18 protein-coding genes, 2 pseudogenes and 1 riboswitch are annotated in these 24674 nt (G+C 62.8%); of the genes and pseudogenes, 12 read left to right on the plus strand and 8 right to left on the minus strand.

From position 1 onward, the window contains the following. Positions 1–2: 2 nt before the first annotated feature. The 7 genes from hydA to DK391_RS22210 all read left to right on the plus strand — a co-directional run bounded on the left by hydA (position 3) and on the right by DK391_RS22210 (position 7547). The gene (gene hydA / locus DK391_RS22180; RefSeq protein WP_109480133.1) at positions 3–1454 is read left to right on the plus strand and encodes a dihydropyrimidinase; all 1452 of its coding nucleotides are present in this window, start codon (positions 3–5) and stop codon (positions 1452–1454) included. A gap of 352 nt (positions 1455–1806) precedes the next feature. Then, complete coding sequence (locus tag DK391_RS22185; protein ID WP_109480134.1) at positions 1807–2589, plus strand: amino acid ABC transporter substrate-binding protein; 783 nt, start codon at positions 1807–1809, stop codon at positions 2587–2589. 21 nt (positions 2590–2610) lie between these two features. After that, a complete protein-coding gene (locus DK391_RS22190; RefSeq protein WP_109480135.1) occupies positions 2611–3288 on the plus strand; it encodes an ABC transporter permease subunit in 678 nt (225 codons plus the stop codon). Between the two features lie 3 nt (positions 3289–3291). Continuing rightward, positions 3292–4059 carry an amino acid ABC transporter ATP-binding protein gene (locus DK391_RS22195; RefSeq protein ID WP_109480136.1) on the plus strand — a complete coding sequence of 256 codons (768 nt, stop codon included), beginning with the start codon at positions 3292–3294 and terminating at the stop codon, positions 4057–4059. A gap of 136 nt (positions 4060–4195) precedes the next feature. Next, positions 4196–4642, plus strand: coding sequence for a hypothetical protein (locus tag DK391_RS22200; protein ID WP_109480137.1), 447 nt, complete (start codon positions 4196–4198; stop codon positions 4640–4642). Between the two features lie 45 nt (positions 4643–4687). Then, positions 4688–4849 carry a hypothetical protein gene (locus DK391_RS45340; RefSeq protein ID WP_239482913.1) on the plus strand — a complete coding sequence of 54 codons (162 nt, stop codon included), beginning with the start codon at positions 4688–4690 and terminating at the stop codon, positions 4847–4849. A gap of 568 nt (positions 4850–5417) precedes the next feature. Continuing rightward, complete coding sequence (locus DK391_RS22210; protein WP_239482914.1) at positions 5418–7547, plus strand: YadA-like family protein; 2130 nt, start codon at positions 5418–5420, stop codon at positions 7545–7547. Positions 7548–7620: 73 nt separating this feature from the next. Here DK391_RS22210 and DK391_RS22215 read toward each other — a convergent pair whose 3' ends face one another. Further along, on the minus strand, positions 7621–8934 hold the full coding sequence (locus tag DK391_RS22215; RefSeq protein ID WP_109480139.1) for a DUF3443 domain-containing protein: 1314 nt from the start codon (positions 8932–8934) through the stop codon (positions 7621–7623). Between the two features lie 11 nt (positions 8935–8945). Then, complete coding sequence (locus DK391_RS22220; protein ID WP_109480140.1) at positions 8946–9425, minus strand: DUF2844 domain-containing protein; 480 nt, start codon at positions 9423–9425, stop codon at positions 8946–8948. Positions 9426–9909: 484 nt separating this feature from the next. Here DK391_RS22220 and bamC point away from each other — a divergent pair. Both bamC and DK391_RS44950 read left to right on the plus strand, forming a co-directional pair. Continuing rightward, positions 9910–11145 (plus strand): annotated as a pseudogene (gene bamC, locus DK391_RS22225) (outer membrane protein assembly factor BamC). Between the two features lie 202 nt (positions 11146–11347). Next, positions 11348–11497 (plus strand): hypothetical protein, encoded by a 150-nt coding sequence (locus tag DK391_RS44950; protein ID WP_204117416.1) that lies wholly within the window; start codon positions 11348–11350, stop codon positions 11495–11497. A gap of 487 nt (positions 11498–11984) precedes the next feature. On the opposite strand, the gene DK391_RS22230 is transcribed toward DK391_RS44950, so the two are convergent. The 5 genes and pseudogenes from DK391_RS22230 to thiC form a co-directional block, all read right to left on the minus strand. Next, positions 11985–12959, minus strand: a complete 975-nt coding sequence (locus DK391_RS22230) for a DMT family transporter (RefSeq protein ID WP_109480141.1) — start codon at positions 12957–12959, stop codon at positions 11985–11987. A 129-nt stretch (positions 12960–13088) separates the two neighbouring features. Next, positions 13089–14687, minus strand: coding sequence for an L-lactate permease (locus DK391_RS22235; protein WP_109480142.1), 1599 nt, complete (start codon positions 14685–14687; stop codon positions 13089–13091). Between the two features lie 363 nt (positions 14688–15050). Then, a pseudogene (locus DK391_RS22240) lies at positions 15051–15659 on the minus strand (hypothetical protein). Between the two features lie 340 nt (positions 15660–15999). Next, complete coding sequence (locus DK391_RS22245; protein ID WP_109480143.1) at positions 16000–16212, minus strand: glycine zipper 2TM domain-containing protein; 213 nt, start codon at positions 16210–16212, stop codon at positions 16000–16002. Positions 16213–16460: 248 nt separating this feature from the next. Further along, positions 16461–18392: a phosphomethylpyrimidine synthase ThiC gene (thiC, locus tag DK391_RS22250; RefSeq protein WP_109480144.1), complete on the minus strand. Its 1932-nt coding sequence runs from the start codon at positions 18390–18392 to the stop codon at positions 16461–16463. Between the two features lie 106 nt (positions 18393–18498). Next, positions 18499–18626, minus strand: a riboswitch (TPP riboswitch). 317 nt (positions 18627–18943) lie between these two features. Here thiC and DK391_RS22255 point away from each other — a divergent pair. Then, positions 18944–19405: a hypothetical protein gene (locus DK391_RS22255; protein ID WP_109480145.1), complete on the plus strand. Its 462-nt coding sequence runs from the start codon at positions 18944–18946 to the stop codon at positions 19403–19405. A 378-nt stretch (positions 19406–19783) separates the two neighbouring features. Then, entirely contained in the window at positions 19784–20701 is a 918-nt protein-coding gene (locus DK391_RS22260) for an EamA family transporter (protein ID WP_204117418.1), read from the plus strand. Positions 20702–20761: 60 nt separating this feature from the next. Here DK391_RS22260 and DK391_RS22265 read toward each other — a convergent pair whose 3' ends face one another. Next, the gene (locus tag DK391_RS22265; RefSeq protein WP_109480147.1) at positions 20762–22801 is read right to left on the minus strand and encodes an NADPH-dependent 2,4-dienoyl-CoA reductase; all 2040 of its coding nucleotides are present in this window, start codon (positions 22799–22801) and stop codon (positions 20762–20764) included. 362 nt (positions 22802–23163) lie between these two features. Between DK391_RS22265 and DK391_RS22270 the strand changes: the two genes are divergently transcribed. Further along, a complete protein-coding gene (locus DK391_RS22270; RefSeq protein WP_109480148.1) occupies positions 23164–23952 on the plus strand; it encodes a DUF4397 domain-containing protein in 789 nt (262 codons plus the stop codon). Positions 23953–24674 lie beyond the last annotated feature (722 nt).

Here is a 24674-nt window from a genome sequence, read left to right on the forward strand (position 1 = left end):
GCATGACAACCCTGATTCGCGGCGGCACAGTAATCGATGCGGACCGCACGTACAGAGCCGACGTGTTGATCGCGGACCCGCAGGACGGCGGCGCGATCCTGCAGATCGAGCGCACGATCGAGCCACCTGCCGGTGCGAACATCGTCGATGCGCATGATCAGTATGTGATGCCTGGCGGCATCGATCCGCATACGCACATGGAACTGCCCTTCATGGGCACGACCGCGAGTGACGATTTCTATACGGGCACGGCGGCGGGACTATCGGGCGGCACGACGAGCATCATCGACTTCGTGATTCCAAGCCCGAAACAGCCGCTAATGGACGCGTTCAAGGAATGGCGCGGCTGGGCGGAAAAAGCCTCCGCTGATTACGGCTTCCACGTGGCCGTGACGTGGTGGGACGATTCCGTCTACAAAGATATGGGCACGTTGGTGCATGAGCATGCCGTATCGAGCTTCAAGCACTTCATGGCCTACAAGAACGCGATCATGGCCGACGATGAAGTACTGGTGAACAGCTTCTCGCGTTCGCTCGAACTCGGCGCGCTGCCCACGGTGCTCGCTGAGAACGGCGAACTCGTGTTCCAGTTGCAGAAGCAACTACTCGCGAAAGGCTTCAGGGGGCCTGAGGCACATCCGCTGTCACGCCCGCCCGAAGTAGAAGGCGAGGCGGCCAATCGCGCGATCCGCATTGCGCAGGTGCTGGGCGTGCCGGTTTATATCGTGCACGTCTCTGCGAAAGAGGCAGTCGAAGCGATTTCGCGCGCGCGCAATGAAGGTCAGCGCGTATTCGGCGAAGTGCTGCCAGGGCATCTGGTGATCGACGAAGCGGTGTATCGCGATCCCGACTGGACGCGTGCCGCCGCGCATGTGATGAGTCCGCCGTTCCGCACGAGCGAGCATCGCGAGGCCTTGTGGCGTGGTCTGCAATCGGGCCAGTTGCATACGACAGCAACCGATCACTGCGTATTCTGCGCGTCGCAAAAGGCGATGGGCCGTGAGGACTTCACGAAGATCCCGAATGGTTGCGGCGGTGTGGAAGACCGGATGTCCGTACTATGGCATGAAGGCGTGAACAAAGGGCGCATCACGCCGAATGAATTTGTGCGGATCACGTCGGCGAATGCCGCGCAGATTTTCAACCTTTATCCACGCAAAGGCGCCGTGCAGATCGGCGCAGACGCGGATCTCGTCATCTGGGATCCGGCGGCAACGAAGACGATCTCGGTGAACGCGCATCATCAGAAGGTCGACTTCAACGTGTTCGAAGGGATGACGGTGCAGGGCGTCGCCACGCATACGTTCACACGCGGCGCGCACGCGTGGGCCGACGGCGACCTGCGTGCGCAGCGCGGCGCGGGGCAATACCTGAAGCGCCCGCCGAACGCCGCTTACTATGATGCCGTGCGGGTCGCGAACAAGCTGAAGGAGCCGCATCCCGTCGAACGCTGATTGCGCCTATCGCGTCAGGGCATGCATGGCCGCTCCCGCTTTTTCACGGCGGGAGCGGCCGTTTTCGTTTTCGGGTATGCTTGCGCGCCTTGCTGCAGGCGGGCACGGACTCGGCACGACCCGGACAGGCCGTCAGGCCCCATGCCCTGCAAGGGTTCGGCGCGCCCCCGTATACTTGCGCATTGCCAACCTTGGCATTTCGGTCTAGTTTATTCCGCCTCGGCATATACATAAGCCTTCTAATGCGTTGTGGAAATAAGGACCGTTTGCTACAGTCCGCCCACGCTGCCGGACGGGTGTTCCTGCAGATAAAACGCAAAACCGGACAAAACGAACCTCGGAGCACAACCCTATGAAGTCGATTCGATCCCTGCTGCTGAGCGGCCTGCTGCAAGTCGCCACGGCGACGGCCGCATTCGCCGCCGACGACCTCGCCAAGATCAAGTCCGCCGGCGCCTTCAAGGTCGGCACGGAAGGCACCTACGCGCCGTTCACGTTCCACGATGCGTCGAACCAGCTGACGGGCTTCGACGTCGAAATCGCCCGCGCGATCGCAGCGAAGCTGGGCGTGAAGGCCGAGTTCGTCGAAGGCAAGTGGGATGGCCTGATCGCCGGTCTCGACGCCAACCGCTACGACGCCGTGATCAACGAAGTGGCCGTCACGGACGCGCGCAAGCAGAAGTACGACTTCTCGGACCCGTATATCGTGTCGCATGCAGCGCTGATCGTGCGTTCGGACAACAACGCGATCAAGGGCTTCGACGATCTGAAGGGCAAGAAGTCGGCCAATACGCTGACCAGCAACTTCGGCAAGATCGCCACGGCGCACGGCGCGGAAGTGATCCCCGTGCAAGGTTTCAACGAATCGATCGATCTGCTGACCTCGGGCCGCGTCGATGCAACCGTCAACGATTCGCTGTCGTTCCTCGACTTCAAGAAGCACAAGCCGGACGCGAAGGTGAAGATCGCTGCCATCGATACGTCGTCGGATAGCTCGGACCATTCGGCTGTGCTGATCCGCAAGGGCAATCCTGAACTGCAGGCCGCGATCAACAAGGCACTGGCCGAGATCAAGGCGGACGGCACGTACGCGAAGATCTCCGAAAAGTACTTCGGTAAAGACGTTTCCAAGTAAGAACAAAGGCGAGCCTGAATCATGCCTGCATGGTTGCACCTGATGGGTGACTCACTGTGGCCGCTGCTGTATGCGGGCCTCGTGTTCACCGTGCCGTTGACGCTCGTGTCGTTTGCGATCGGCATCGCGCTCGCGTTCATCGTCGCGCTGGTCCGGCTGTTCGGGCCGGGCTGGTCGGTGGCGATCGTGCGCTTCTATGTCTGGCTGTTTCGCGGCTCGCCGCTGCTGGTCCAGCTGTTCGTCATCTTCTATGGCCTGCCGAACGTCGGGATCGTGCTCGATCCGCTGACGGCGGCCATCATCGGTTTCTCGCTGAACGTCGGCGCGTATAACTCGGAAGTGATCCGTGGCGTGATCGAGTCGATCCCGAAAGGGCAGTGGGAAGCCGCGTATTCGATGGGCATGACGCGCGCGCAGGCACTGCGTCGCGCGATCCTGCCGCAGGCGGCGCGCGTCGCGCTGCCGCCGCTGTCGAACTCGTTTATCGCGCTGGTCAAGGACACGTCGCTGGCCGCCGTGCTGACCGTGCCGGAAATTTTCCAGGCCGCACAGCGCATCGCGTCGGTGACGTACGAGCCGCTCATTCTTTACACGGAAGCCGCGCTGATCTATCTGGTGTTCAGTTCGGTGCTGTCGTCCGCGCAGGTGCGTCTCGAGCGTCGCTTCGGCCGTCACGCGCTTTTCACATCGGGTAACTGAACGATGATCCGCCTCGACAAAATCGAAAAGTATTTCGGCGATCATCGCGTGCTGAACAGCGTCGATCTCGCGCTCGCGCAAGGCAACGTGACGGCGCTGATCGGGCCGTCGGGCAGCGGCAAAAGTACGCTGCTGCGCTGCGTGAACCTGCTCGAAGTGCCGGAAGCGGGTTCGCTCGAATTGGGCGATCAGCGCATCGAGTTCAGCCGCACGGAGAAGCCGTCGAAGGAAGCCGTGCTGGCAATGCGCCGCCGCACAGGCATGGTGTTCCAGAACTTTCAGCTGTTCCCGCATCGCACCGTGATCGAAAACGTGATGGAAGGTCTCATCACCGTGCAGAAATGGGATCGCGAACGGGCGCGCGTGCGCGCGCTCGAACTGCTGGAGAAGGTCGGTATCGCGCACAAGGCGGATGCGTGGCCCGTCACGCTGTCGGGCGGCCAGCAGCAGCGCGTGGCGATTGCGCGCGCGCTCGCGCCGTCGCCGGAAGTGCTGCTGTGCGACGAGCCGACCTCCGCGCTCGATCCGGGCCTCGCGGCCGAAGTGGTCGAAGTGCTACGCCAGCTCGCAAAGGAAGGCATGACGATGCTGATGGCGCCGCACGATTTGCGGCTCGCGGCATCGATTGCGCGTAATGTGGTGTTTCTGAGCAACGGCTCGATCGTCGAGCAGGGCCATTCGCGCGATATTTTCACCCGGCCCAAACAGCCGGAACCGGCGAGCTTCGTGTCGACCTTGACGCAAACCCTGCCCGACAACTGGGAAGACTGACGGCTGCTGTTCATACCTTGCTGCCCCTGACGAAACGGCGCCCGCGGGCGCCTTTGTCCGTTCCGAGGGGCCGCCCTTCATGCCCGGCGCCGACGGCTACGCTACAATGGCCGTCGCCCTGAATGATGGAATATCGATGAAGATCCGCACTCCTGTTATCGCATGCTGCATGGTCGCCGCCGCCTTGTCCGCGGGGTGCGCGGCCGTGTACAAAAACACCAGTGCGTGCGAACAGGCCATGCGGCAGTCGGCGAGCGAGTTGTCCGCAGCCGACACGCTGCAGATCACGCACGCGGGCGCTGCCATCCACGGCAGCCGTGTGGTGGTGGAAGGCACGCTTGCCCATCCGCAGACTGCGTCGGAAGCGGCTGTCGCCAAGGCGCCCAACACCAACATCATCGAAGCGGGGCTGCTGGCGCCCCTCACGGCCGCCTTCGCCAGATCGGGGCCGCAGAAGACCGCGGTGCCCGCTGCGGCGGAATGCACGTACGACGCGAGCGGTCAGACCTCGTTCCGCTGGCTCGCGCCCGCGCGGCTCGTGAAGGACACCGCGCCAGCCGACGAGTCGCACTCCGACGAGTAAGCCACGCCTCACCCGCGCTGCGTCCGGTCGCAGCGCGCCGTTGCCGTGAGCCACGTGCTGCCTGCACGCGCTGCCGCGAATGCACCGTGCTACGATTTCTGCGTGCAATGCAGATGTCAGGAGGGCAGCATGGACGGCTTCGTCAGACATCAGATTGAAGGCGCATCCGTCGATATCGACGTGGTGCCCGTCACGCCGCGCGGCTAGTGCGCGCGTTTTCGCATCTTCCGCGATGCTGCCGACAAACCGGAATGGCATCAGGTCCATGTGTCGGGCTGCGTGTTCGACACCCCCGAAGAAGCCGAGGAAGCTGCGCGTTCGATGGCGCTCGAAAAGGTGCTCGCGGCGGGCGGTTCCTGACGCGGATGTCCTTTGCTGCGTCCGCAGCGTGGCGCGCGATTGCCTTCACTGTCGCGCCAGCCAGCACGCGCACCCGTTTGCTTTCTCCAGTCTATGTCGATCGAACAATTCCTACTTTGGGAGTTTTCTTGTATTGACGCGTGCACCGTCTCCGTAGGATTTGCCTGTCGTAACCGACATCGATGAAGTGTCGGTACGTAGGAGGCAGTCTTGCGGATCAGGCGGTCATCGTTCATCGAATCGCACGTTCAATATGATTCGGTATCCGAAGTGAAAAGCCCGTATCGCGCTTGATGCCATGTCTTGGGGAGAGAAGTCGTTTTCCGTAGCAAGGTTTTGGATGATCAATGTGCAGAGCGTAGCAAGTGTGGGGCGTCAGCCGGTTTCTTCGCTGCAGCTTCGTGAGGACTGGCGTATGGGCCGCCGCGGATATGCGGGCATGGCAGTCGCGGTGGGTCTGGGCTCCATGATATGGGGCCCGCAAACGGCGCGGGCTGTTCCCGTCACCGACTACATCGCGGTGAGCAACAATGTGATGGCGGGCTCGCCGACCACGGCAACGAACGATCTAAACACGATGGCCATTGGTCCGTCCGCTAACGCGTCGGGGGACTCGGCGCTGGCCGTGGGGGCCGGGGCGGGCGCGAGCCGCGCGGGAGCGACGGCAATCGGCACGCGCACGGCCGCACTGGGGCTGAGTTCGGTGGCGCTCGGCTATACCGCGTCGACAGGTTTCGGTGCGACCCGGGCGGTGTCGATCGGTTATATGTCGGACGCGGAAGGCGTCGATTCGCTTGGGTTCGGCGCGATGTCGATGGCCTTGGCAGACCGTTCGCTCGCGTTCGGCGTCAATGCCTACACGGGAAAGTCAGCCATCGACGCGCTGGCGTTCGGTTCGAATGCGAGCGCAGTGGCAAGTGGCGCCGTTGCGCTCGGCGCGAATGCGACGGCAGATCGTGCGAACACGGTGTCGGTCGGCAATAGCGCGGTGCAACGTCAGATCGTCAATCTTGCGGCGGGCACGGCGGACACGGATGCCGTCAACGTCGGGCAATTGCGCAATGCGGTGTCAGCGGGTATCGGGGACGCGGTGATGTACGACTCGTCCGCGCACGACGCCGTGACATTGGGCGGCACGAATGCGAGCGTGCCCGTACGGCTTGGCAACGTGGCCAACGGCGCGGTCGATGCCGCTAGTCTGGACGCGATCAATGGCAGCCAGCTGCATGGCCTGGGCTCGAGCGTCGCGTCGGCGCTGGGCGGCGGTGCGTCAGTGGCGGCAGACGGCACGATCGTCGCGCCGACGTATAGCGTGGGCGGCAGCGTGTTCCGGAACGTGGGCGATGCGCTCGGCAACCTCGATGGCCGGGTCACGAGCAATACGAACGCGATCAACGACCTGAACGTCGCGCTCGGCAACGTGATCAACAACGGTGTCGAGCCGCGCTATTTCCACGCCAGTTCCACACTTGCCGACGCATTGGCAACGGGACCGGAATCGGTCGCGATAGGCGGGGGCGCGCAGGCGGCGTTCTCCAACTCGGTCGCGCTCGGATCGAACGCGGTGGCTGATCGCGCCAATTCGGTGTCGGTCGGCTCGGCGGGCAACGAACGGCAAATCACTCATGTGGCTGCCGGCACGGCCGACACGGATGCCGTCAACGTCGCGCAGTTGAAGCAGGCTGGCCTGGTCGACGGTAATGGCAATGTGACGAGCGCGGTGGTTTATGACAGCGCAGGCGGTCAGGTCAACTACTCGAGCGTTACGCTCGGGCAGGGCGTGGCTGGCGGGACAGGCATTCACAATCTGGCCGATGGCGTAGTGGCTAGCGACGCCGTCAACCTCGGTCAACTGAACGACGCGATGAGCCGGATCACCAATGCGCAAGCTGCATCGTCGCCGTTTGTGAACGTGACGGGCGACACGGCGACAGAAGCCGCGTCGGCCAATGGCACACACGCCACGTCAGTGGGCGCTGCCGCCGTGGCCAATGCCGATCAGGCGACGGCGCTGGGTGGTGGCGCGCAATCGAACGGCACGGCAGCGACCGCCATCGGCGCACAGGCCGTTGCCAAAGTGGCGAACGCCTCAGCATTTGGCGCGGGCAGCCAGGCGGTCGCCAGCGGTGCGGTGGCGTTGGGCGCGGGGTCAGTCGCAGATCGCGCGAACACGGTTTCGGTTGGTCAGGCGGGCGGCGAGCGGCAGATTGTCAACGTCGCGCCGGGCACGCAGGGCACCGACGCCGTCAACCTGAATCAGCTTAACTCCGCCGTCAATCAGGCTAACCAGTCTATTCAGGATCTCGACCGAAGCACGCGGAAAGGCATTGCGTCCGCGTCGGCGCTGCAAATCGTCACGCCGTATCTGCCCGGACGCACCACGCTCAATGCGGGTGTCGCCGGGTATCGTGGTCAAGCGGCGTTTGGGCTGGGCGTGTCGCGCTGGAACGAGAAGGGGACGATCAATCTGAATGCAGGGGTGGCATCGTCGGGTAGCAACAGTACGATTGTCCGCGCGGGCATCGGCATCGTGCTTGGCAACTGATTCTGCCGGAGCGGGCGCGGGTGGCTGTTGTCGGCACCCGCGCGCAATGTCCACGTATTGCGTGGCAATCACCTCAAAACGCGTAGAACGGCCCCTGGCCAGCGGAAGTCTGCCGTGACGCGATGGCGGTGTAGACGCGCCGTCCAAAGAAAAACGGCAGTCCCCAGTCGAACACGCTCGACATGCCGCCCAGATTGTTGAACGCGTAGTTTTGTGTGGCGAATAGCGCTGTTGCGTTGGCGATCGAGAAATCGGACGTTGCCGTTGCGCCATTCGTGCCGGTAAGCGTGGCCGTCAAGGATTGCGTCGACGTTGGACACCACCATGCGCCGCAGCGTGCGAGCGTCGTGCTCGGGAAGAACAATCCATTGGAACCGCTGTCGATAAAGCTCTGCGAGTTTGGCTGTCCGTTTAGCGAGGTGGTCACGTAGCCCGAGACTGAATTGGTGTTCAATACCGTGGCGCTGTTGAGTGTGTTGTTGGGCTGGGTATCGATACCGAAGATCATTGACCCCGTCACCGTTGCTGCGCCATTTGGCCCGACGGCGGGCAAGTCGATCACGACGCCGTTGTTATCGAGGGCAAACCGGCTGATCGGATTGGCGACCTGTTTTAGAAGGGGTTGCGTGGTCGACGCACAAGCGCCGGTCGCGTCGCACGCGTAATACCAGCGAGGCGCGCTGGCCACGACGCAGGCTCCGCCGCAGTCGACCGTAAACATGCCGACGCCGAGAATGCCGTTCACGCGCAACGTGGCAGGCGTCATCATCGGCAGGCCCGATGCAGCGCAGTCGGATGGCACGTTGGGCACGGACGGATCGGCAATCACCTGAATCGAGACGCCAGGCGCGAGTTGCCCCGCCATGCGGACATCGGCGGTGCGCACCGCGCCCCACGTGTAGCCGGTGCCGAACACAGCGCATTGAGCGTTGATCTGGCTGGTCGATCCCGTTGGCGGCGTGGCTGCCACGGCGGGTAGCACCAGGCTTGCGGGCAGTTGCGATGCCAGCACGCGCAGACCTTGCGAGCCTGTGTCCACCTGGATGTTGTCGATCGTCACGCAGTTCGACGAGCCAGGTGCGCAGACAGTCACGCTGGTGGTGAGCATGTTGCGGGTACGCGTGGGTGTCGACGTGACGGTGATCGGCTGGACATTGGGTATCGTCGATTGCGGGACGTTGGCGACAGGGGCGCTTGCGGATACGGGTGCGGTTGTCGTCGGTGTGCTGGCGGCAGTGGCAGACGATGCGGGTGTCGTCGATGCCGTGCCGTTCGCGTTGGTCGTGCCACCGGAACCGCCGCCGCATCCTGTCAATACAGCGAGGCTGACGGCGGCAAGGACGGCGGCCAGCGCACGGCAAGCCGCGGAAATCAGTGCGTGATTCATCTCGCCCCCCGTTAGCGCAGATCAGCTTGAGTGATGCCGGCGGGGAGGGCTTGAGGCAGCCATGCACGGCCCACATAGCTGCGCATCTGGCCGCCCGACTCGATGATCACATCTGGATCGTCGACTCGGGATGCATGCAGGCTTCCCGTCGCGTTGAACTGGGCCGCCGCTTCCGTGCGAAGCCGCTGGGCGTAAGGGCCCAGCAGTTGCCCTAGGTCCGGCATCGTCGGACCTTGCCAGGTGTACGCGAAGATCACACCGCTTCCGGTTGTGTATTCGTTGATGGTGGTGCCACCTGCATCGACGGTCGAACGGACTTTGGCCGCGCTGCCCGGCAGCGTCCGCACGGTTGCGGTGTCGCCTGCTGCTAGCGCTGCGGAAGTGCCGCCGAGCTCGGCGTGTGCTTCTGCGGTGACAAACGTGTTTGCACATAACGCGAACACGATCGAGACGCCGACAACGGTCGACGATTGAGTGTTGATCACTGCCATGCTGCGGCCCCCACGGCTCTCGGCCTATTTTTGAGATCGTGTTTTCAAGATAGCACCGGGGTTTTGAGGGGCGGTCAGTTGCTGCGTGGAGGCTGCGGGGTTATCTCGAAATCGATGAATGCCACAAGGCACTTTTGCGTCATTGAAATCAATGACATATGGCAACTATGTGAGCGATTGACGTGATCGGGAAAAACGTGGCGAAACGTTAAATTTCAGGTCAGAGAATCCCGAGATTTGCCGGCTAGCGGATTCATTATGAGATGATGCGGGCGGCCTTGACCGTGCGCGCCTCGATGCGCGGAAGTTCGACATACGAACCTCGGGAGCGCCGATTCGATCGGTACATAACGTTGCGGCCGAAAGCGCAGGAAAGCGTGTGGACCACCGCTTTTTGCACTTCGTGTCGCCGGGCCGGTAAAATGATGGGTTAGTCCACGGAGTAGCCGTGGCTTCCGTGGCTTATAGGAAGGATTCCTGGAACATGACTGAACTTCGTCTCACCAAGCGGTTTGCAGCATTGCTGATGGCAGGCGGGCTGGTCGCCGGCTGCGGCACGTCGTCGCCGAACAAGATCGACTACAAGAGCGACTCGAAATCGAAGGAAGTGTCACTCGCTGTTCCGCCGAACATGCTCGAGGAAACCTCGGACCAGCGTTCGCTGCCGCCGCAAAGCGGCCAGACGTCGCTGTCCACGCTGCAGCAGGTGCAAAGCGAGGCGCCCAGCAACGCAACGGCCGTGGCGCCCGTCGTCAACGGCATGCATATCCAGCGCGACGGCACGGAAAGCTGGCTGGTGCTCGACAATCAAACGCCGGACAAGGCCTGGCCGCAGATCCGCCGCTTCTGGCAGGAACAGGGCTTCCTGCTGGTGGTCGATCAGCGCGACAAGGGCGTGATGGAAACGGACTGGAACGAAACCCATCCGCAGATCAATGATGGCCTGATCCGCAGCACGCTGTCGAAGGCGATGGGCAACTCGTATGTGACGGCGGAGCGCAACAAGTACCGCACGCGTCTCGAAGCGGCGCCGAACGGCGGCACGTATGTGTTCATCAGCCAGAAGGGCTTGCGCGAAGCGCTCTCGGGCACCAACAACGATACGAGCAAGTGGGAACCGAAGCCGAACGATCCCGGGCTCGAAACGGAATACCTGAAGCGCCTGATGGCTGCGCTCGCGAAGAACGATGTGACGACGACCACGGCCAACTCGGCGTCGGCTGCATCGCTGTCGCCGGCTGGCGCGCAAGCGGCGCCGAACGCATCGGCGGGCGCCAAGTCGGCAGCGGCGGCAACGGCGGCACAGAATGTTGCGCTCGCTGCGCAGCAGCCGTCGCGTGATCCGTCATCGGCGGCGACGGAGACATCGGCGCAACTGTCGTCGACGGAACTGACGCTGGGCGAGCCGTATGACCGCGCGTGGCTGCGCGTTGGTCTCGCGCTCGACCGCAGCAACTTCACGGTCGACGACCGCGATCGCAACCGCGGTCTTTACTTTGTCCGCTATGTCGATCCGAAGGATATGACGTCGGCTGAGCAGGGCTTCTGGAACCAGGTGTTCCATGGCCGCAAGGAAAAAGTTGCCAAGCAGTATCGCGTGAACGTGCGTGCCGTGACGCCGAATCAGACGCGCGTTGCCGTCGTCGACGACTAGGGCGATGTCGATTCCTCGTCGCAGGCGAAGCAGATCATGTCGTTGATGGTCGACCAGCTGCACTGACACACCTCGCACTGACGTAACAGGCCGCGCGTCCTCGCGCAGCAAATCAGAAAAGCCCGCGTGACGCTTCTGTCACGCGGGCTTTTTTTCGTCGTTGCGCCGCCGGATCGACGGTCGTCGACTTCCTCTAACGAACGCGAAGCTCACGTGCATGCGTTTTGCTCAGTCGACGATCAGGCCAACCATCGGGAGGAGACCGGCCATGTTCGACGTCATACCGTACTGGATGTGGGTTGTGAGCCTGATCGCGCTGGCCTTGATGTGCGGCGCGGTGCTGTCGGGCGATCCGCCGAAATTGCCCGTCGCGCTGCGCGCTCGGCGCAACACGCACGGGCCGCGCAAGGTCCGCTGACCGATGTCACTCCGGGCCGTGCGTTCGTCGCGGCCCGCGCGTAACGTGACGTTACGCCGTAACGTGCGCTCCCCGCGCTGTCCCGCAATCTCGCCGTTCCCGATTCCCACTGTTAAATCAAACACTTAGATCGCTTCGGGCGGAATGTGCGAAGTTGGCACGCTAGCTGCTTTTAAATGTCCCGAAATTCACGGAAATGGCTGCGAAGCCTCATGCAGTCTGGGTTTGCAGGAATCTTGCCGAGCCTCGGCCGGATTCGCGCCTGCTGTGGATCAACCTGCTTTTGTTGACAGCTTTGGACGGGTGTCTGGCAACGCCCGTCTCGGTGGCCCCGTCGCCTATCCTCGTAGGGCGACGGTTTCGCCCGCGCTCCGTGCTTGGAGCGCGGGCTATTTTTTGTGCAGTCGATTTTTATGGCGGAGGGCGCCGCCATCCCGTCGTTACGTCATCTCATCGCATGTCGAGCGACGACGCGCAGCACAACCTGTCAGCAGCGCTCGCTCACGCCACGTCCGCCAATGCCCGGAATGCGGTTGACCACACCCGTCGCGAGTGCCGTGCCGACCAGAATGACGGCGCTCCCCTCGAGCATGCCCATCGACACGCGCTCGCCGAGAAACAGCGCACCCCACAGAATGCCGAAGATCGGGATAACGAAGGTCACGGTGATCGTACGTGCCGGACCCGCGACGGAGATCAGGTGGAAGAACAGCATGTAGGCGATGCCCGTGCACGCGATGCCCAGCGCGATCACCGAGCCCCACGCCTTCATCGACGGCATGACGGCAGGCCATGACGCCACGGCAAACGGCAGCACCATAATGGTCGCGCCGATCATCGTGCCCGTCGCGACGGTGAGCGCGTCGACGCCCATCAGATGCTTTTTCGTGTAGCTGGCGGCGATGCCATAGAGCAGTGTCGCGCCGAGCGCGGCGACGGCAGCGAGTGCCGTGGTCGCGGGCGAAATGTTGGTGCCGGCGGGCGCGGCGATCTGATCCCACACGAGCATCAGCACGCCCGCGAAGCCGATCACCAGCCCGACGCTGCGCAACGCGCTCAGGCGATCCTTGAGCCACAGGAAGGCGACGAGCGCGCCCCACAGCGGCGTGGTCGCGTTGATCACCGAGGTCACGCCCGCCGACAGCGTGATCTCCGCATACGCGAACAGGCAGAACGGCGCCGCCGAATTGAGAATGCCGACCACCAGCAGCGGAAGTGCGCGCGAGCGCAGGGTCGCTGCCGATTCGCGCAGCGGACGCCGCGCCATCAGCACGATCAGCAGGAACAGCGCGCCGATGCCGACGCGCAACGCCATCAGCGGCGCGACGCCGAAATCGCTCACACCAACGCGAATAAACAGGAACGACGCGCCCCATAGCGCGGCGAGAATCAGAAGCTGGAAGACGTTGACTGGACTCATCGTGAAGGGATCGCGCGCAGTTGAGTCGCGATGCGTATGCATGTTAACACCGGGCTTACGCCCAACGTTTCACGATGAGATGAAACAGCAAGAATCGACAATCCGCTGTCCGGCACGGGCACTATCACGCGGGCGCGAAGCGTGTCGCGCCCGCGCGGATTGAGACGAACATCAGTGAGGAATCATCCACTGCAGCACGTTCTGCTGCAGCCACACGAGTATGCCGAGCAGGACGGTCAGCAGGATCGAATGCTTGAAGGTCTTGGCGAACACGTAGCCTTCCTTGCCTTTGAGATCGGTGGTCGCGACACCCGTCGAGATGTTCTGCGGCGAGATCATCTTGCCCATCACACCGCCCGACGAATTGGTCGCGGCCATCAGCTCCGGGTTCAGGTTCAGCTGGTTCGCTGCCACCACCTGCAGATTACCGAACAGTGCGTTGCCCGACGTGTCGCTGCCCGACAGGAACACGGCCACCCAGCCGAGAAACGCCGATACCAGCGGGAAGAACGCTCCGACCGCCGCCACGCCAAGCCCGAGCGTGTAGTTCATCCCCGAGTAGTTCATCAGGTACGCAAGACCGACGATGGTCGCCACCGTCAGGATGGCGATGCGCGTCTGCACCCATGTATCGACGATCGCGCGGCCAAAGTCGGACGGTTTGAGGCCGACCACGAACGCCGTGATGATCGCCGCGACGAGAATCGCGGTGCCCGTCGCGAGCGGCTGGAAGTCCCAGACCGCGCCGTACGGCGTGTTGTACAGCGTGATGAAGACGGCCTTGTCGAGACCGGGCCACGGCACCTTGACGTCGCCGATCATGAAGATCTTCGCGATGGTCCAGATAATCACCACGGCCGACACGATCAGCCACGGATACCAGCCCTGCGTGCCCGTGATCTTGCCGCGCGTCTCGTGAACGCGATCGACATTGATGGCGAAGGCGGGATCGGCGGCGGGGCGCCAGACGCGCAGGAAGGCAATTGTCAGGATCAGCGACACCAGCGACGACAACACGTCGGTCAGGCTGTAGTTGATGAAGTTCGAGGTAATGAACTGCGTGAGCGCGAAGCTGCCGCCCGACACCAGCAGCACGGGCCACACGCGCAGCATGTTGCGAAAGCCCGCATACACGCCGATCACGTAGAACGGCAGCAGCAGCGCGAAGAACGGCAACTGGCGGCCGACCATCTTGGCGAGCGAATCGACCGGCAGGTGCGTGACCGCGCCGAGCACCGTGATCGGCACGCCGAGTGCGCCGAATGCGACGGGTGCCGTGTTGAAGATCAGCGTGAAGGTGAGGGCTTCGAGCGTCGGAAAACCGAGCAGGATCAGCAGCGAACTGGTGATCGCGATGGGCGTGCCGAAGCCCGAGATCCCTTCGAACAGCGCGCCAAACGAAAAGCCGATCACGACCAGTACGATGCGCCGGTCGTTCGGCAGATTGTCGATCATCCACATGCGGAACGCGGCGAAGCGGCCCGAGTACTGCGCGATGTTATAGAGCAGGATGGCCGTGACGACGATCCACATCACGGGCCAGCAGGCGAACACGGCGCCCGCCGCGACGGAATCGAGGGCGAGACCGACGGGGAAATGCCATCCGATGATGGCGATCAGTAGCCCGACCACGAGGCCGGCCAGCGAGGCCTGCCAGGCAGGGCGGCGCGCCCAGCCAAGCAAGACGAGGACGACGAGAATCGGTAACGCGGCAACGATGAACGATGGCAACAGCGCGTTGCCGATGGGAGTCAGTAGCTGGTGGAACATCACGTCTCCTTCATTGTTGTTCGATTCGACGCGAAGACTGCACCTACGCGGCGAAGCGGCAGGGCTGGACGGATGAAGGCGGCATCGGGTGCGCAACGGGCAAGCCGGATTGCGCGAGACGCCGGATCACACAATTAAACAGGTGTTGCACAAACAACCGCCAGCATAGAACGCTGGCGATTTCCGTCAAGCAGGGAAAACGAAGGAAGGTGTTGCGGGAATAGAAGCGGGCGCTGATTCGTAGCGTGGGCGGCGCATCGGCGGGCTTGCATCGTCCGGCACGCGTGTTTGCCTCGCGTTGAGGTTCAGCGCCGGGTTTCCGCGGGCGCTTCCAGCGCTGACCCGATGACGTTCAGAGGGGCGTCAGTGAGAGTGGCCGTGGCCGCCACCGCTTGCCCATGCGTTGCCGCCACCGTGATAGCCGCCCCAACCGCCGCCATGATAACCACCGTGATAGCCACCGCCCCAGTAGCCGTGGCCGCCCCAATAGCCGCGACCTCCCCAGTATCCATAATGGCCACCGCAGCAGCCGCCCCAATAGCCGAAGCTCAGCGAAATCGACGGTCCCCACCAGCCGGGCCAGCCGTACTACGGATAGCCATACGGGTAGACGGGATACGCGACGGGATAGTAGGCAGGCGCAGCAGCATAAACGGACGGACCCGCGTACGCGGGCGGGATGTCGTCGTAACCGGGTTGTGCCGCGGCGGCGCCGGAAGGCATGGTGAATTGCGTCTGGGCGGCGGCTTGTGCCGCGCTGCTGGTTGGGCCGCCAGGACCGCCAGGGACACCGGGTCCGACAGGCATGTCTTGCTGGGTAGCAGCCGTGGGCACGGCGGGGTAGCCTGAGTAATAGCCGTAGCCGGGATAGTAGCCGTACGGCGCGTAGTAGTAGCAGCCTGACAGGGCGCCAGCGAGAGCCAGCGCTGCAACGGCGCTGGCGGTGCGCAACGTTGCATCGAGCGGTTTCATGACGTGCTCCTCGTTATTTCTTAGCGCCGTTGTTGCGCGCTTTATCTATTGAGCTTACGTCAGCGTTTCGGCGAGCACGTCACAAAGTGGTAACCGCTTATTTCACGCGCGATCAGATAGAGGACATGTCCGGCGCGTGCTTGCGCGCCGGACTCTGCCCAACTCCCATCGGTTTCGGATCGCGTGCCAGCAGCCTTGCTGGCGGCGCGGTCCGAAGCCGTTTGCCTGCATCGCCTTCGACGGCGATTTGTCGTATTCCTGACCCTGCATTCACGTCCCGAGCGAGCGACGTGTTGCGTGATTGCGTTGGTTCACGCGCTGCGATGGCGCGTCGTTGCGACTACTTTCCGACCTGGTTGCCGATCACACCGCCGACTGCCGCACCGCCCAATGTCGACAGCGCGCTGCCGCCGATCACCGCACCCGCTGCGCCGCCCACGCCTGCGCCGACAGCCGTGTCGCGCTGGCGTGTGGTCATGCCGTCGCAGGCGGAGAGACTTGCCACCACGGCCACGAGCGTAGCCACCGCACCGCTTCGATGGAACGTTTTCATGATTCCGACTCCCTTGTGTTTCTATCGACGGGAGTCGCAAATTACGCTCCCGCTCTGGTGATTCGATGGTATAGCCGGGGGCCGTTTCTGTTTGTGTGGGCTTGTCAGTAAAGTGTCGGTTTGGTAATCAAATGTTTCGCTGCGGCGAGCAATCGCCGCGAGGCGTAAAAAGAACCGCGTGGGCGCGCTGATGCGGTAAATGTGGTTCGCTCTCGCAAACCACATCCACTGACAAGATCACTACGTGCTTACTGACGCTGATAAATCTCAGCCCCGCTCTTGATGAACTCGACTGCCTTCACTTCCATGCCTTTCTTGAGCGCATCGACATCGCTCATGCCTTCCTTCGCGGCATAGTCGCGAACATCCTGCGTAATCTTCATCGAGCAGAAGTGCGGCCCGCACATGGAGCAGAAGTGCGCGACCTTTGCCGAATCCTTCGGCAGCGTTTCATCGTGGAATTCGCGCGCCTTGTCGGGATCGAGACCGATGTTGAACTGATCTTCCCAGCGGAATTCGAAGCGCGCCTTCGACAGCGCGTTATCCCGCACCTGCGCGCCAGGATGTCCCTTCGCCAGATCGGCAGCGTGTGCCGCGAGCTTGTACGTGATGATGCCCGTCTTTACATCGTCCTTGTTCGGCAGGCCAAGGTGTTCCTTCGGCGTCACGTAGCACAGCATCGCCGTGCCGAACCAGCCGATCATCGCCGCGCCGATGCCCGACGTGATGTGGTCGTAGCCCGGCGCGATATCCGTCGTCAGCGGCCCGAGCGTGTAGAAGGGCGCTTCGTCGCACCATTCCAGCTGCAGGTCCATGTTCTCCTTGATCAGCTGCATCGGCACGTGGCCGGGGCCTTCGATCATCACCTGCACGTCGTGCTTCCACGCAATCTGCGTGAGTTCGCCGAGCGTCTTCAGTTCGCCGAGTTGCGCTTCGTCGTTCGCGTCGTAGATCGAGCCGGGGCGCAGGCCATCGCCGAGCGAGAAGCTTACGTCGTACGCCTTCATGATTTCGCAGATGTCCTCGAAGTGCTCGTAGAGGAACGATTCGCGATGATGCGCGAGACACCACTTCGCCATGATCGAGCCGCCGCGCGACACGATGCCCGTCATCCGGTTCGCGGTCAGCGGCACGTATTGCAGACGCACGCCCGCGTGAATCGTGAAGTAATCGACGCCTTGCTCGGCCTGTTCGATCAGCGTGTCGCGGAAGATTTCCCACGTCAGGTCTTCAGCCTTGCCGTTGACCTTTTCGAGCGCCTGATAGATCGGCACCGTGCCGATAGGAACGGGCGAATTGCGGATGATCCATTCGCGCGTTTCATGAATGTGCTTGCCGGTGGACAGATCCATCACTGTGTCGCCGCCCCAGCGGATCGCCCACGTCATCTTGTCGACTTCCTCGCCGATCGACGACGTCACGGCCGAATTGCCGATATTCGCGTTGATCTTCACGAGGAAGTTGCGGCCGATGATCATCGGCTCGCTTTCCGGGTGATTGATGTTAGCCGGGATGATCGCGCGGCCGCGTGCCACTTCCTCGCGCACGAATTCGGGCGTGATGGCCTGCAGACCATTCGGGCCGAATGCGCTTGCGCCGAACGCCTGGCCGGGATGCTGGCGGCCCATCATCGCGGCGAGCTTCGCGCCGTTCGGGCCGCTCGTCTTCAGGCTGTCCAGATACTCGGCGCGGCGCTGGTTCTCGCGAATCGCGATGTATTCCATTTCCGGCGTGATGATGCCTTGCTTCGCGTAGTGCATCTGCGACACGTTCTTGCCCGGCAGCGCGCGGCGCGGCGTGCGGTGCAGGCCGGGGAAACGCAGTTGCGCGGTGGCAGGATCGGCGGCGCGCTCGCGGCCGTAGTCGCTCGACAGGCCTTGCAGCGATTCCGTATCGCCGCGTGCTTCGATCCAGCCCTGACGCAGCGCGGGCAGACCGGCGCGAATGTCGATCTTTGCGTCAGGATCGGTGTACGGACCCGACGTGTCGTACACGTAGATGGGCGGATTCTTTTCGCCGCCGAAACCGGTCGGCGTGTCTGCCTGCGTGATTTCGCGCATCGGCACACGGATATCGGGCTGCGAACCGGTCACATAGACCTTGCGCGAGTTCGGCAGCGGCGCGACGGCCGCTTCGTCGACGTGCGCATCGGCGGAAATGAATTTCGGGTTGGCGTTCATGCGTCTCTCCATGCAATTGTGGGGCGTGACAGCTACGCAGGAGAACGAGACGAAGGGGAAGTAGACCGGGTTCGCGCGAAGAGGGTGCAGCAATACGACAGGTGAAGCGGCGAGCCCGAACGCTTCCCTGCGCTGGCATTATCCAGATCAGGTTCAAAGGGTATTTCTCACCCACGCCATGCGGTGCCCGTTAGCTTTCAGGCGACGCACAACGCAGGACCCCCGCGTTAGCAGCGCACACGATAACCTGGCCGGACCGGGTTTGGCAACCTGTCTTGAAATTGCCCGGACGGTGCCGGGCAACGCATTGTGAGCCTGTCCAGAACAGCTCGCGGCGGCAGCTTTCATCGCGATGACGAGACGGGCGTGCGTCATGCCTTTGCGTCATAACGTTATTTCATCGACATCGTTGACACCGGAATACGTGACTTTGTCCTGCGTCGAATTTTCGGCAAACAGATTCAAGATCGTCAGATCTGCGACCGTTATTTCAGTCATGACTGGCAATTGATCAGTCTGCCTAAGCAAATTCGATTTATATGGAGAAGGCGATGAGAGCATCGAGAGGAATGGGCGCGGTGATAGCTGCGTGTGTCGTGGCAGCGTCGCTGGGGGCGACGATGACGGCTGAAGCGGAGTCACTTCAACGGGGAGGAACGGTCACGTTCAATGGCGCGATCGTGGCGCCGCCGTGCCGCATCGTGAGTCGTGTTCCTGACAGCTATCAAGGATTCCGTGCCGGCCACTCGCATCAGTCCGATGCAGCGGCTGTCGATGTGACGTTTACAGCTGCGCCGGATACATCGGAGGCTGTGCACATCGCTGTGCGTGTCAATACGGATGCGGGCGTCGGCGTGCCGCGCACGTTGACGACGCACTTCACCGATAACGCCAGCCATGTCACGCAGACCCAGCGCACGGAATACGACATGGGTCGCGCGGGCGGCACGCTGTCGATCGCGGGCGGCGCGGCCAACGAGCGCGCGGTGACGGTGCTGGTCAGCTACGACTGACGCGCTGCCCGGACGAATGCTCGGACCGCTCTGTCACAATGGCGACGGCTTGCTGCTGCGCGGTTTCATCCTGCTTGCAACGAAAGTTACGATTCTCTTGCCGGCGCGTTGTCCAGATATTGCATAATGCTCGGCGGCGCGAGTGTTTCGCGTCCGTTGGCTGCTGTTGTTGCATTCTGCATCATGAAGGCCATCAATTCGCACCATTGACCTGGTGCATCCCTTGCCGTTCGACATCCGTTCCACTGTCGTCTACCGCTCTACTGCCATGTCCGCCCGTTTTGCCCATCTTGCCGCGTCGCCGATGCGGCGCCTGCCGTCCCGTTCGTGGCTGTTCAGCGGGGCCGCGGCGCGATCGCCGGCACGGGCGGGCTGAACGTGGCGCTGAATCTCCCTGACCGTTTCCCGTTTCGCCTGCCGCAGTCCCATGGTGGACAGATCGCGCTCGCGCTGGGCGTCGTCTATATCGTCTGGGGTTCGACGTACCTGGCTGTGCACGTCGCGCTGGGGTCGTTTCCGCCGCTGCTGATGTCGGGATTGCGCAATTTCTTCGCGGGCGTCGGCCTTTTCATCTTCGCGATGCGCCGCAAGCCGGCCTGGCCGCCGCTCAATGAAATCCGCAATGCCGGGCTGGTGGGCACGATGCTGGTCGGCCTGTCGAGCGGGATGCTCGCCTACGGGATGCGCACCGTCGGCACGGGTACGGCGGCCGTGAGGGTGGCGACTGTGCCGCTCTTCGCAACCGTGATCGCTGCCATCGCCGGGCGCAAGATCGGCAGGGGCGAGTGGTTCGCGGTCGGGCTGGGGCTGGTCGGCATCGCGATTCTCAGTCACGGCGACCAGAGCGCCGGCTCGGCGGGCGGCAGTCTCGCCATCCTGTGCGGCGCGCTGTTCTGGGCGGGCGGCGCGCATCTGGCGTCGCGCCTCAAGCTGCCGTCCGACCTGTTTCTGTCGACCTCGCTGCAGATTGGCCTGGGCGGCGCGATGTCGACGATGGTCGCGTGGGTGTCGGGCGAACGGATGATGGACATCCACTTCCTGCCCGTCGTCGCGTTTCTGTATCTGATGCTGATTGGCACGATGGCCGCGTATGTCGCGTACGGCTTTCTGATCCGCCATACGAGCCCGATCATCGCCAGCAGCTGCATGTACGTGAACCCGGTGGTCGCGGTGGCGCTCGGTGCGCTGCTGCTCGGCGAGCCGGTGACGCGCGCGACGGTCATCGCGACGGGCGTGATCCTCGCGAGCGTCGGGCTGTCGTTCTGGTTCGATTACCGGCGGCGCGGCGCGGCATAAGGGGCGTTGCCGCGCACGGCTGATCGTGCAGGCGTTACGACCGCTGCATCGCTACAAGCGCTACAAGCGCGCGGCCAGTTCCGCGCCTTCACGGATCGCACGCTTCGCATCGAGTTCCGACGCCACCGACGCCCCGCCGATCACATGAAAGCGCGGCCCATCCGCGTTCGATGCAGCGGGCTCAGCCGGGTAGAGATCCCGCAGCGATTCCTGCCCGGCGCATACCACGATCGTATCGACGTCGAGCCACTGCTCGCTGCCTGCGCGCTCGATCAGCAGCCCGCGTCCGGTGATCTGCCGATACGTCACGCCATCGAGCATCTTCACCTGATTGCGCAGCAGCGCCGCGCGATGCACCCAGCCCGAGGTCTTGCCGAGGCCCGCGCCAAGCTTGCCCGCCTTGCGCTGCAATAGCCAGATGTCGCGCACGGGCACGCACGCTTGCGGCGCCTTGAGGCCGCCGCGCTCGCGCACGGTGAGATCGACGCCCCATTCGTCCGCCCAGCTTTCACGCGACAGCGGCAGGGGTTCATCGGCGCGATGCAACAGAAACTCGCTGACGTCGAAACCGATGCCGCCCGCGCCGATCACGGCGACGCGCCGACCGACGGGTGCGCCGCACAACACGTCCACATACGACAGCACGTTCGGTCCGTCGATACCCTCAATCGCGAGCCGACGCGGCACGATCCCGGTCGAGACGATCACGTTGTCGAAGGGCGTCGCCGCTAGCAGGGCGGAATCGACGCGCGTTTCAAGCCGCACATCGACGTTGTGCCGCTTCAGCTGACTGCTGAAATAGCGGATCGTCTCGCTGAATTCTTCCTTGCCGGGCACGCGCATCGCCAGATTGAACTGGCCGCCGATAGTTGCCGACGCATCGAACAGCGTCACGCGATGACCGCGTGCGGCTGCCACTGTCGCCGCCGACAATCCCGCCGGTCCCGCGCCGATCACGGCCACATCGCGCGGTGTCTGATGCGCGGCGAGCGGCCGGTAGACGAGGTCCGTCTCGCGGCCCGCGCGCGGATTGACGAGGCAGGTCGCGCGTTTGTTCTGAAACGTGTGATCGAGGCAAGCCTGGTTGCAGGCGATGCAGGTGTTGATTTCGTGCGCGCGTCCTTCGGCTGCCTTCACGACGAACTCGGGATCGGCGAGCAGCGGCCGCGCCATCGACACCATATCGCCCGCGCCTTGCGCCAGCAGGTCTTCGGCGACCTCCGGCGTGTTGATGCGGTTCGACACGATCACGGGCACGCTGACCGCCGCTTTCAGGCGTGCCGTCAGCGGCGCGAATGCGGCGCGCGGCACCGACGTGACGATGGGCGGCACACGCGCCTCGTGCCAGCCGATGCCCGTGTTGAAGATCGTCACACCGGCTGCTTCGAGTGCTTGCGCGACCTCGACGGTTTCATCCCAGGTATTGCCGCCTTCGACGAGATCGATCAGCGACAGCCGGTACACGACGATAAAGCGTTCGCCGCATGCCGCGCGCACGGCCTCAACGATCTCCCGCGCGAGGCGCATGCGGTTGGCGAGGCTGCCGCCGTACGCATCGTCGCGCCGGTTCGTGCGTGAGCACAGGAACTGATTCAGCAGATAGCCTTCGCTGCCCATGATCTCGACGCCGTCGTAGCCGGCGCGCTGCGCAAGGCGCGCGCAGCGGGCGTAGGCACGCACGGTCCGCGCGACGCCCGCGAGCGTCAGTGCGCGCGGCTTGAACATCGAAATGGGTGACTTCAGTGCCGACGCCGACACCACCAGTGGCTGATAACCATAACGTCCCGCATGGAGGATCTGCAGGGCGATCTTGCCGCCTTCTTCGTGGACTGCGCGTGTCAGCTTGCGATGATTGTGCAGGTCGAAAATCGAATTCAGCGTGCCGCCGAAGGGCAGCAGCCAGCCTTCGCGATTCGGCGAGATGCCGCCCGTGATGATGAATCCCGCGCCGCCTTTGGCGCGCTCGCGAAAGTAGGCGGCGAGCTTCGGATAGTTCCAGAAGCGGTCTTCCATGCCCGTATGCATCGAACCCATCACGACGCGGTTGCGCAGGCGCGTGAAGCCCAGATCGAGTTCGGACAAGAGCCGCGGGTAAGACATGCAAGGCACCATGTAAAGTTGGGCCGCGCTCGAACGATACACGGGCGACCCGGTAAAACCTCCGAGGAAAAATTCTAATTGCCTCCAACCCCGTATTCCGAAAGGTGCTTTATTCGCGCCTAGTCGGTAATCACGACAGCGGCACACCGATTGCTGTCCACATTCGTCCAATCGATGCGGCCAAAGCGGCCTTCATAAGCGCCGACCGGCATCGAGGACAGATAAGGCACACCGCCATTCAAGCGTGCATCGGCATCCGGACAACAGACAACGACCTATGAGGTCGACGAAGAACGGATGCTTCTGCGCGGGCGGCAAGCCGCAGATCAACGGGCTTTGGCCCAATCAGGGAGAGGTGGCAAATGAAGGTGATCAGGACCATGGCGGCGCTCGTCGGTGTGGCCGCGCTCGTGTCGGCGTGCGGCGGAAGTTCGAACGACGTCGGTAAAGAACTCGGCTTGCAGAATCCGTTGATCCATTTCGTGCACGCGATTCCAAGCGGGCCGGCAGTGGATTTTCTCGTCAACGGGAAGGCGTTGCAGACGAATATCTCATACAAGAACGTGACCAACTTCGCGAACATCAGTACGGGGCAGACTACCGTTGCCTATGCTGCGACGGGCACCACGACGGCGCTCGCGAGCGGCTCGTTTCCGGATGTCGCGAAAGGGCACGAATACACCGTGCTGGCTGTGCCGGGTTCATCGGGAGCCGATATCGGGCTGATCGACGATCCGTTCGACAAGGGCTTGTTGTCGGGTAGTGCGCGGGTTCGCGGTTATAACGCTTCGCTGAATGCTTCGAATCTCGATCTTTATCTGGTGCCTTCGACCAATACCAGCATTGCGAGTGTCAGCCCGACGATGGCGGGTGTGTCGTTCAAGAATGCCGTGCCGGCTAGTGGGCAGGATTCGGTTTATGTATCGGGCGGGACGTATGTGTTGATCGCGACCACGGCGGGGAGCAAGACGCCGATCTTCCAGTCGAATTCATTCGATCTTGCCAATAACGCGGACTGGCTGGTGACTTCGGTGCCTATTGGTGGGGTGCTTTCGCAACTGCTGCCGAATCAGATTCATTTGCTTGTTGCGCAAGGGGGGAATACTTCGCAGCCGGCGCTTGAGTTGACTAATACGATTAATGGGCAGTGATAGGGTGGGGGTTTTGCTGGCGCTGGTGGGTTGGTTTGCCGTCTGGCGCTGGCATCCGGTTTTTGTTAGTGGTCTGCTTGGGTTGCCCCTGTGCGGGGCGGCACTTACTTTCTTTGCCGCCGCAAAGAAAGTAAGCAAAGAAAGCGGGCTAACACCGCCAATTCTTGTTGTTTGCCTGCGGGCCCCCAACGGGTCCTATCCCTCACACGGCATCTCCCTTCTTCATGCTCGTTGCTCACGCTTCGAATAAGCGCCTCCCCCGCTTCAATCACCCGCAGTGCATCCAGCGGCAGCGACCCGTCCATGCAGCCCAGGTGGCAAACGGTGTGTAGGTTGTCGCGCCTTATGCGTCGGCGATCCTACAAGACACACCGCCTTTGCTTTTCAGTCCGGAGTGATGCGTATAAGGCGCGACAACCTACACACCGTTTGCCACCTGGGCGGCCTGGGCCGAACTGGTAAGGCCCGCTGAGACGCGGGATGTTGAGGCGGGTGATGCGCCAGTTCGAAGCGCTAGCAGCGGGCATCAAGGAGAACGATGCCGCGAACAGGACGGGGCCGTTGGGGGCCCGCAGGCAAAAACTAGCATTGGCGGTGTTCAGCGGCTTTCTTTTGCCTGGCGGTTTCAAGATACAAGTGCAACACGTCCGATTAGGATATGTTGCATGGGAAAGAACTACGAACAGTTGAGCGCCGAAGAGCGCGGTGTGATATTTGCAATG

Origin of the sequence: Paraburkholderia sp. C35, from assembly GCF_003121405.1 — a bacterium.
Taxonomy (GTDB): Bacteria; Pseudomonadota; Gammaproteobacteria; order Burkholderiales; family Burkholderiaceae; genus Paraburkholderia.

Excerpts from the sequence above, each read along its gene's own strand:
- hydA (WP_109480133.1), top strand. The coding sequence starts at position 3 with ATGACAACCCTGATTCGCGGCGGCACAGTAATCGATGCGGACCGCACG.
- DK391_RS22185 (WP_109480134.1), top strand. The coding sequence starts at position 1,807 with ATGAAGTCGATTCGATCCCTGCTGCTGAGCGGCCTGCTGCAAGTCGCC.
- DK391_RS22190 (WP_109480135.1), top strand. The coding sequence starts at position 2,611 with ATGCCTGCATGGTTGCACCTGATGGGTGACTCACTGTGGCCGCTGCTG.
- DK391_RS22195 (WP_109480136.1), top strand. The coding sequence starts at position 3,292 with ATGATCCGCCTCGACAAAATCGAAAAGTATTTCGGCGATCATCGCGTG.
- DK391_RS22200 (WP_109480137.1), top strand. The coding sequence starts at position 4,196 with ATGAAGATCCGCACTCCTGTTATCGCATGCTGCATGGTCGCCGCCGCC.
- DK391_RS22210 (WP_239482914.1), top strand. The coding sequence starts at position 5,418 with ATGGGCCGCCGCGGATATGCGGGCATGGCAGTCGCGGTGGGTCTGGGC.
- DK391_RS22215 (WP_109480139.1), bottom strand. The coding sequence starts at position 8,934 with ATGAATCACGCACTGATTTCCGCGGCTTGCCGTGCGCTGGCCGCCGTC.
- DK391_RS22220 (WP_109480140.1), bottom strand. The coding sequence starts at position 9,425 with ATGGCAGTGATCAACACTCAATCGTCGACCGTTGTCGGCGTCTCGATC.
- DK391_RS44950 (WP_204117416.1), top strand. The coding sequence starts at position 11,348 with ATGTTCGACGTCATACCGTACTGGATGTGGGTTGTGAGCCTGATCGCG.
- DK391_RS22230 (WP_109480141.1), bottom strand. The coding sequence starts at position 12,959 with ATGCATACGCATCGCGACTCAACTGCGCGCGATCCCTTCACGATGAGT.
- DK391_RS22235 (WP_109480142.1), bottom strand. The coding sequence starts at position 14,687 with ATGTTCCACCAGCTACTGACTCCCATCGGCAACGCGCTGTTGCCATCG.
- DK391_RS22245 (WP_109480143.1), bottom strand. The coding sequence starts at position 16,212 with ATGAAAACGTTCCATCGAAGCGGTGCGGTGGCTACGCTCGTGGCCGTG.
- thiC (WP_109480144.1), bottom strand. The coding sequence starts at position 18,392 with ATGAACGCCAACCCGAAATTCATTTCCGCCGATGCGCACGTCGACGAA.
- DK391_RS22255 (WP_109480145.1), top strand. The coding sequence starts at position 18,944 with ATGAGAGCATCGAGAGGAATGGGCGCGGTGATAGCTGCGTGTGTCGTG.
- DK391_RS22265 (WP_109480147.1), bottom strand. The coding sequence starts at position 22,801 with ATGTCTTACCCGCGGCTCTTGTCCGAACTCGATCTGGGCTTCACGCGC.
- DK391_RS22270 (WP_109480148.1), top strand. The coding sequence starts at position 23,164 with ATGAAGGTGATCAGGACCATGGCGGCGCTCGTCGGTGTGGCCGCGCTC.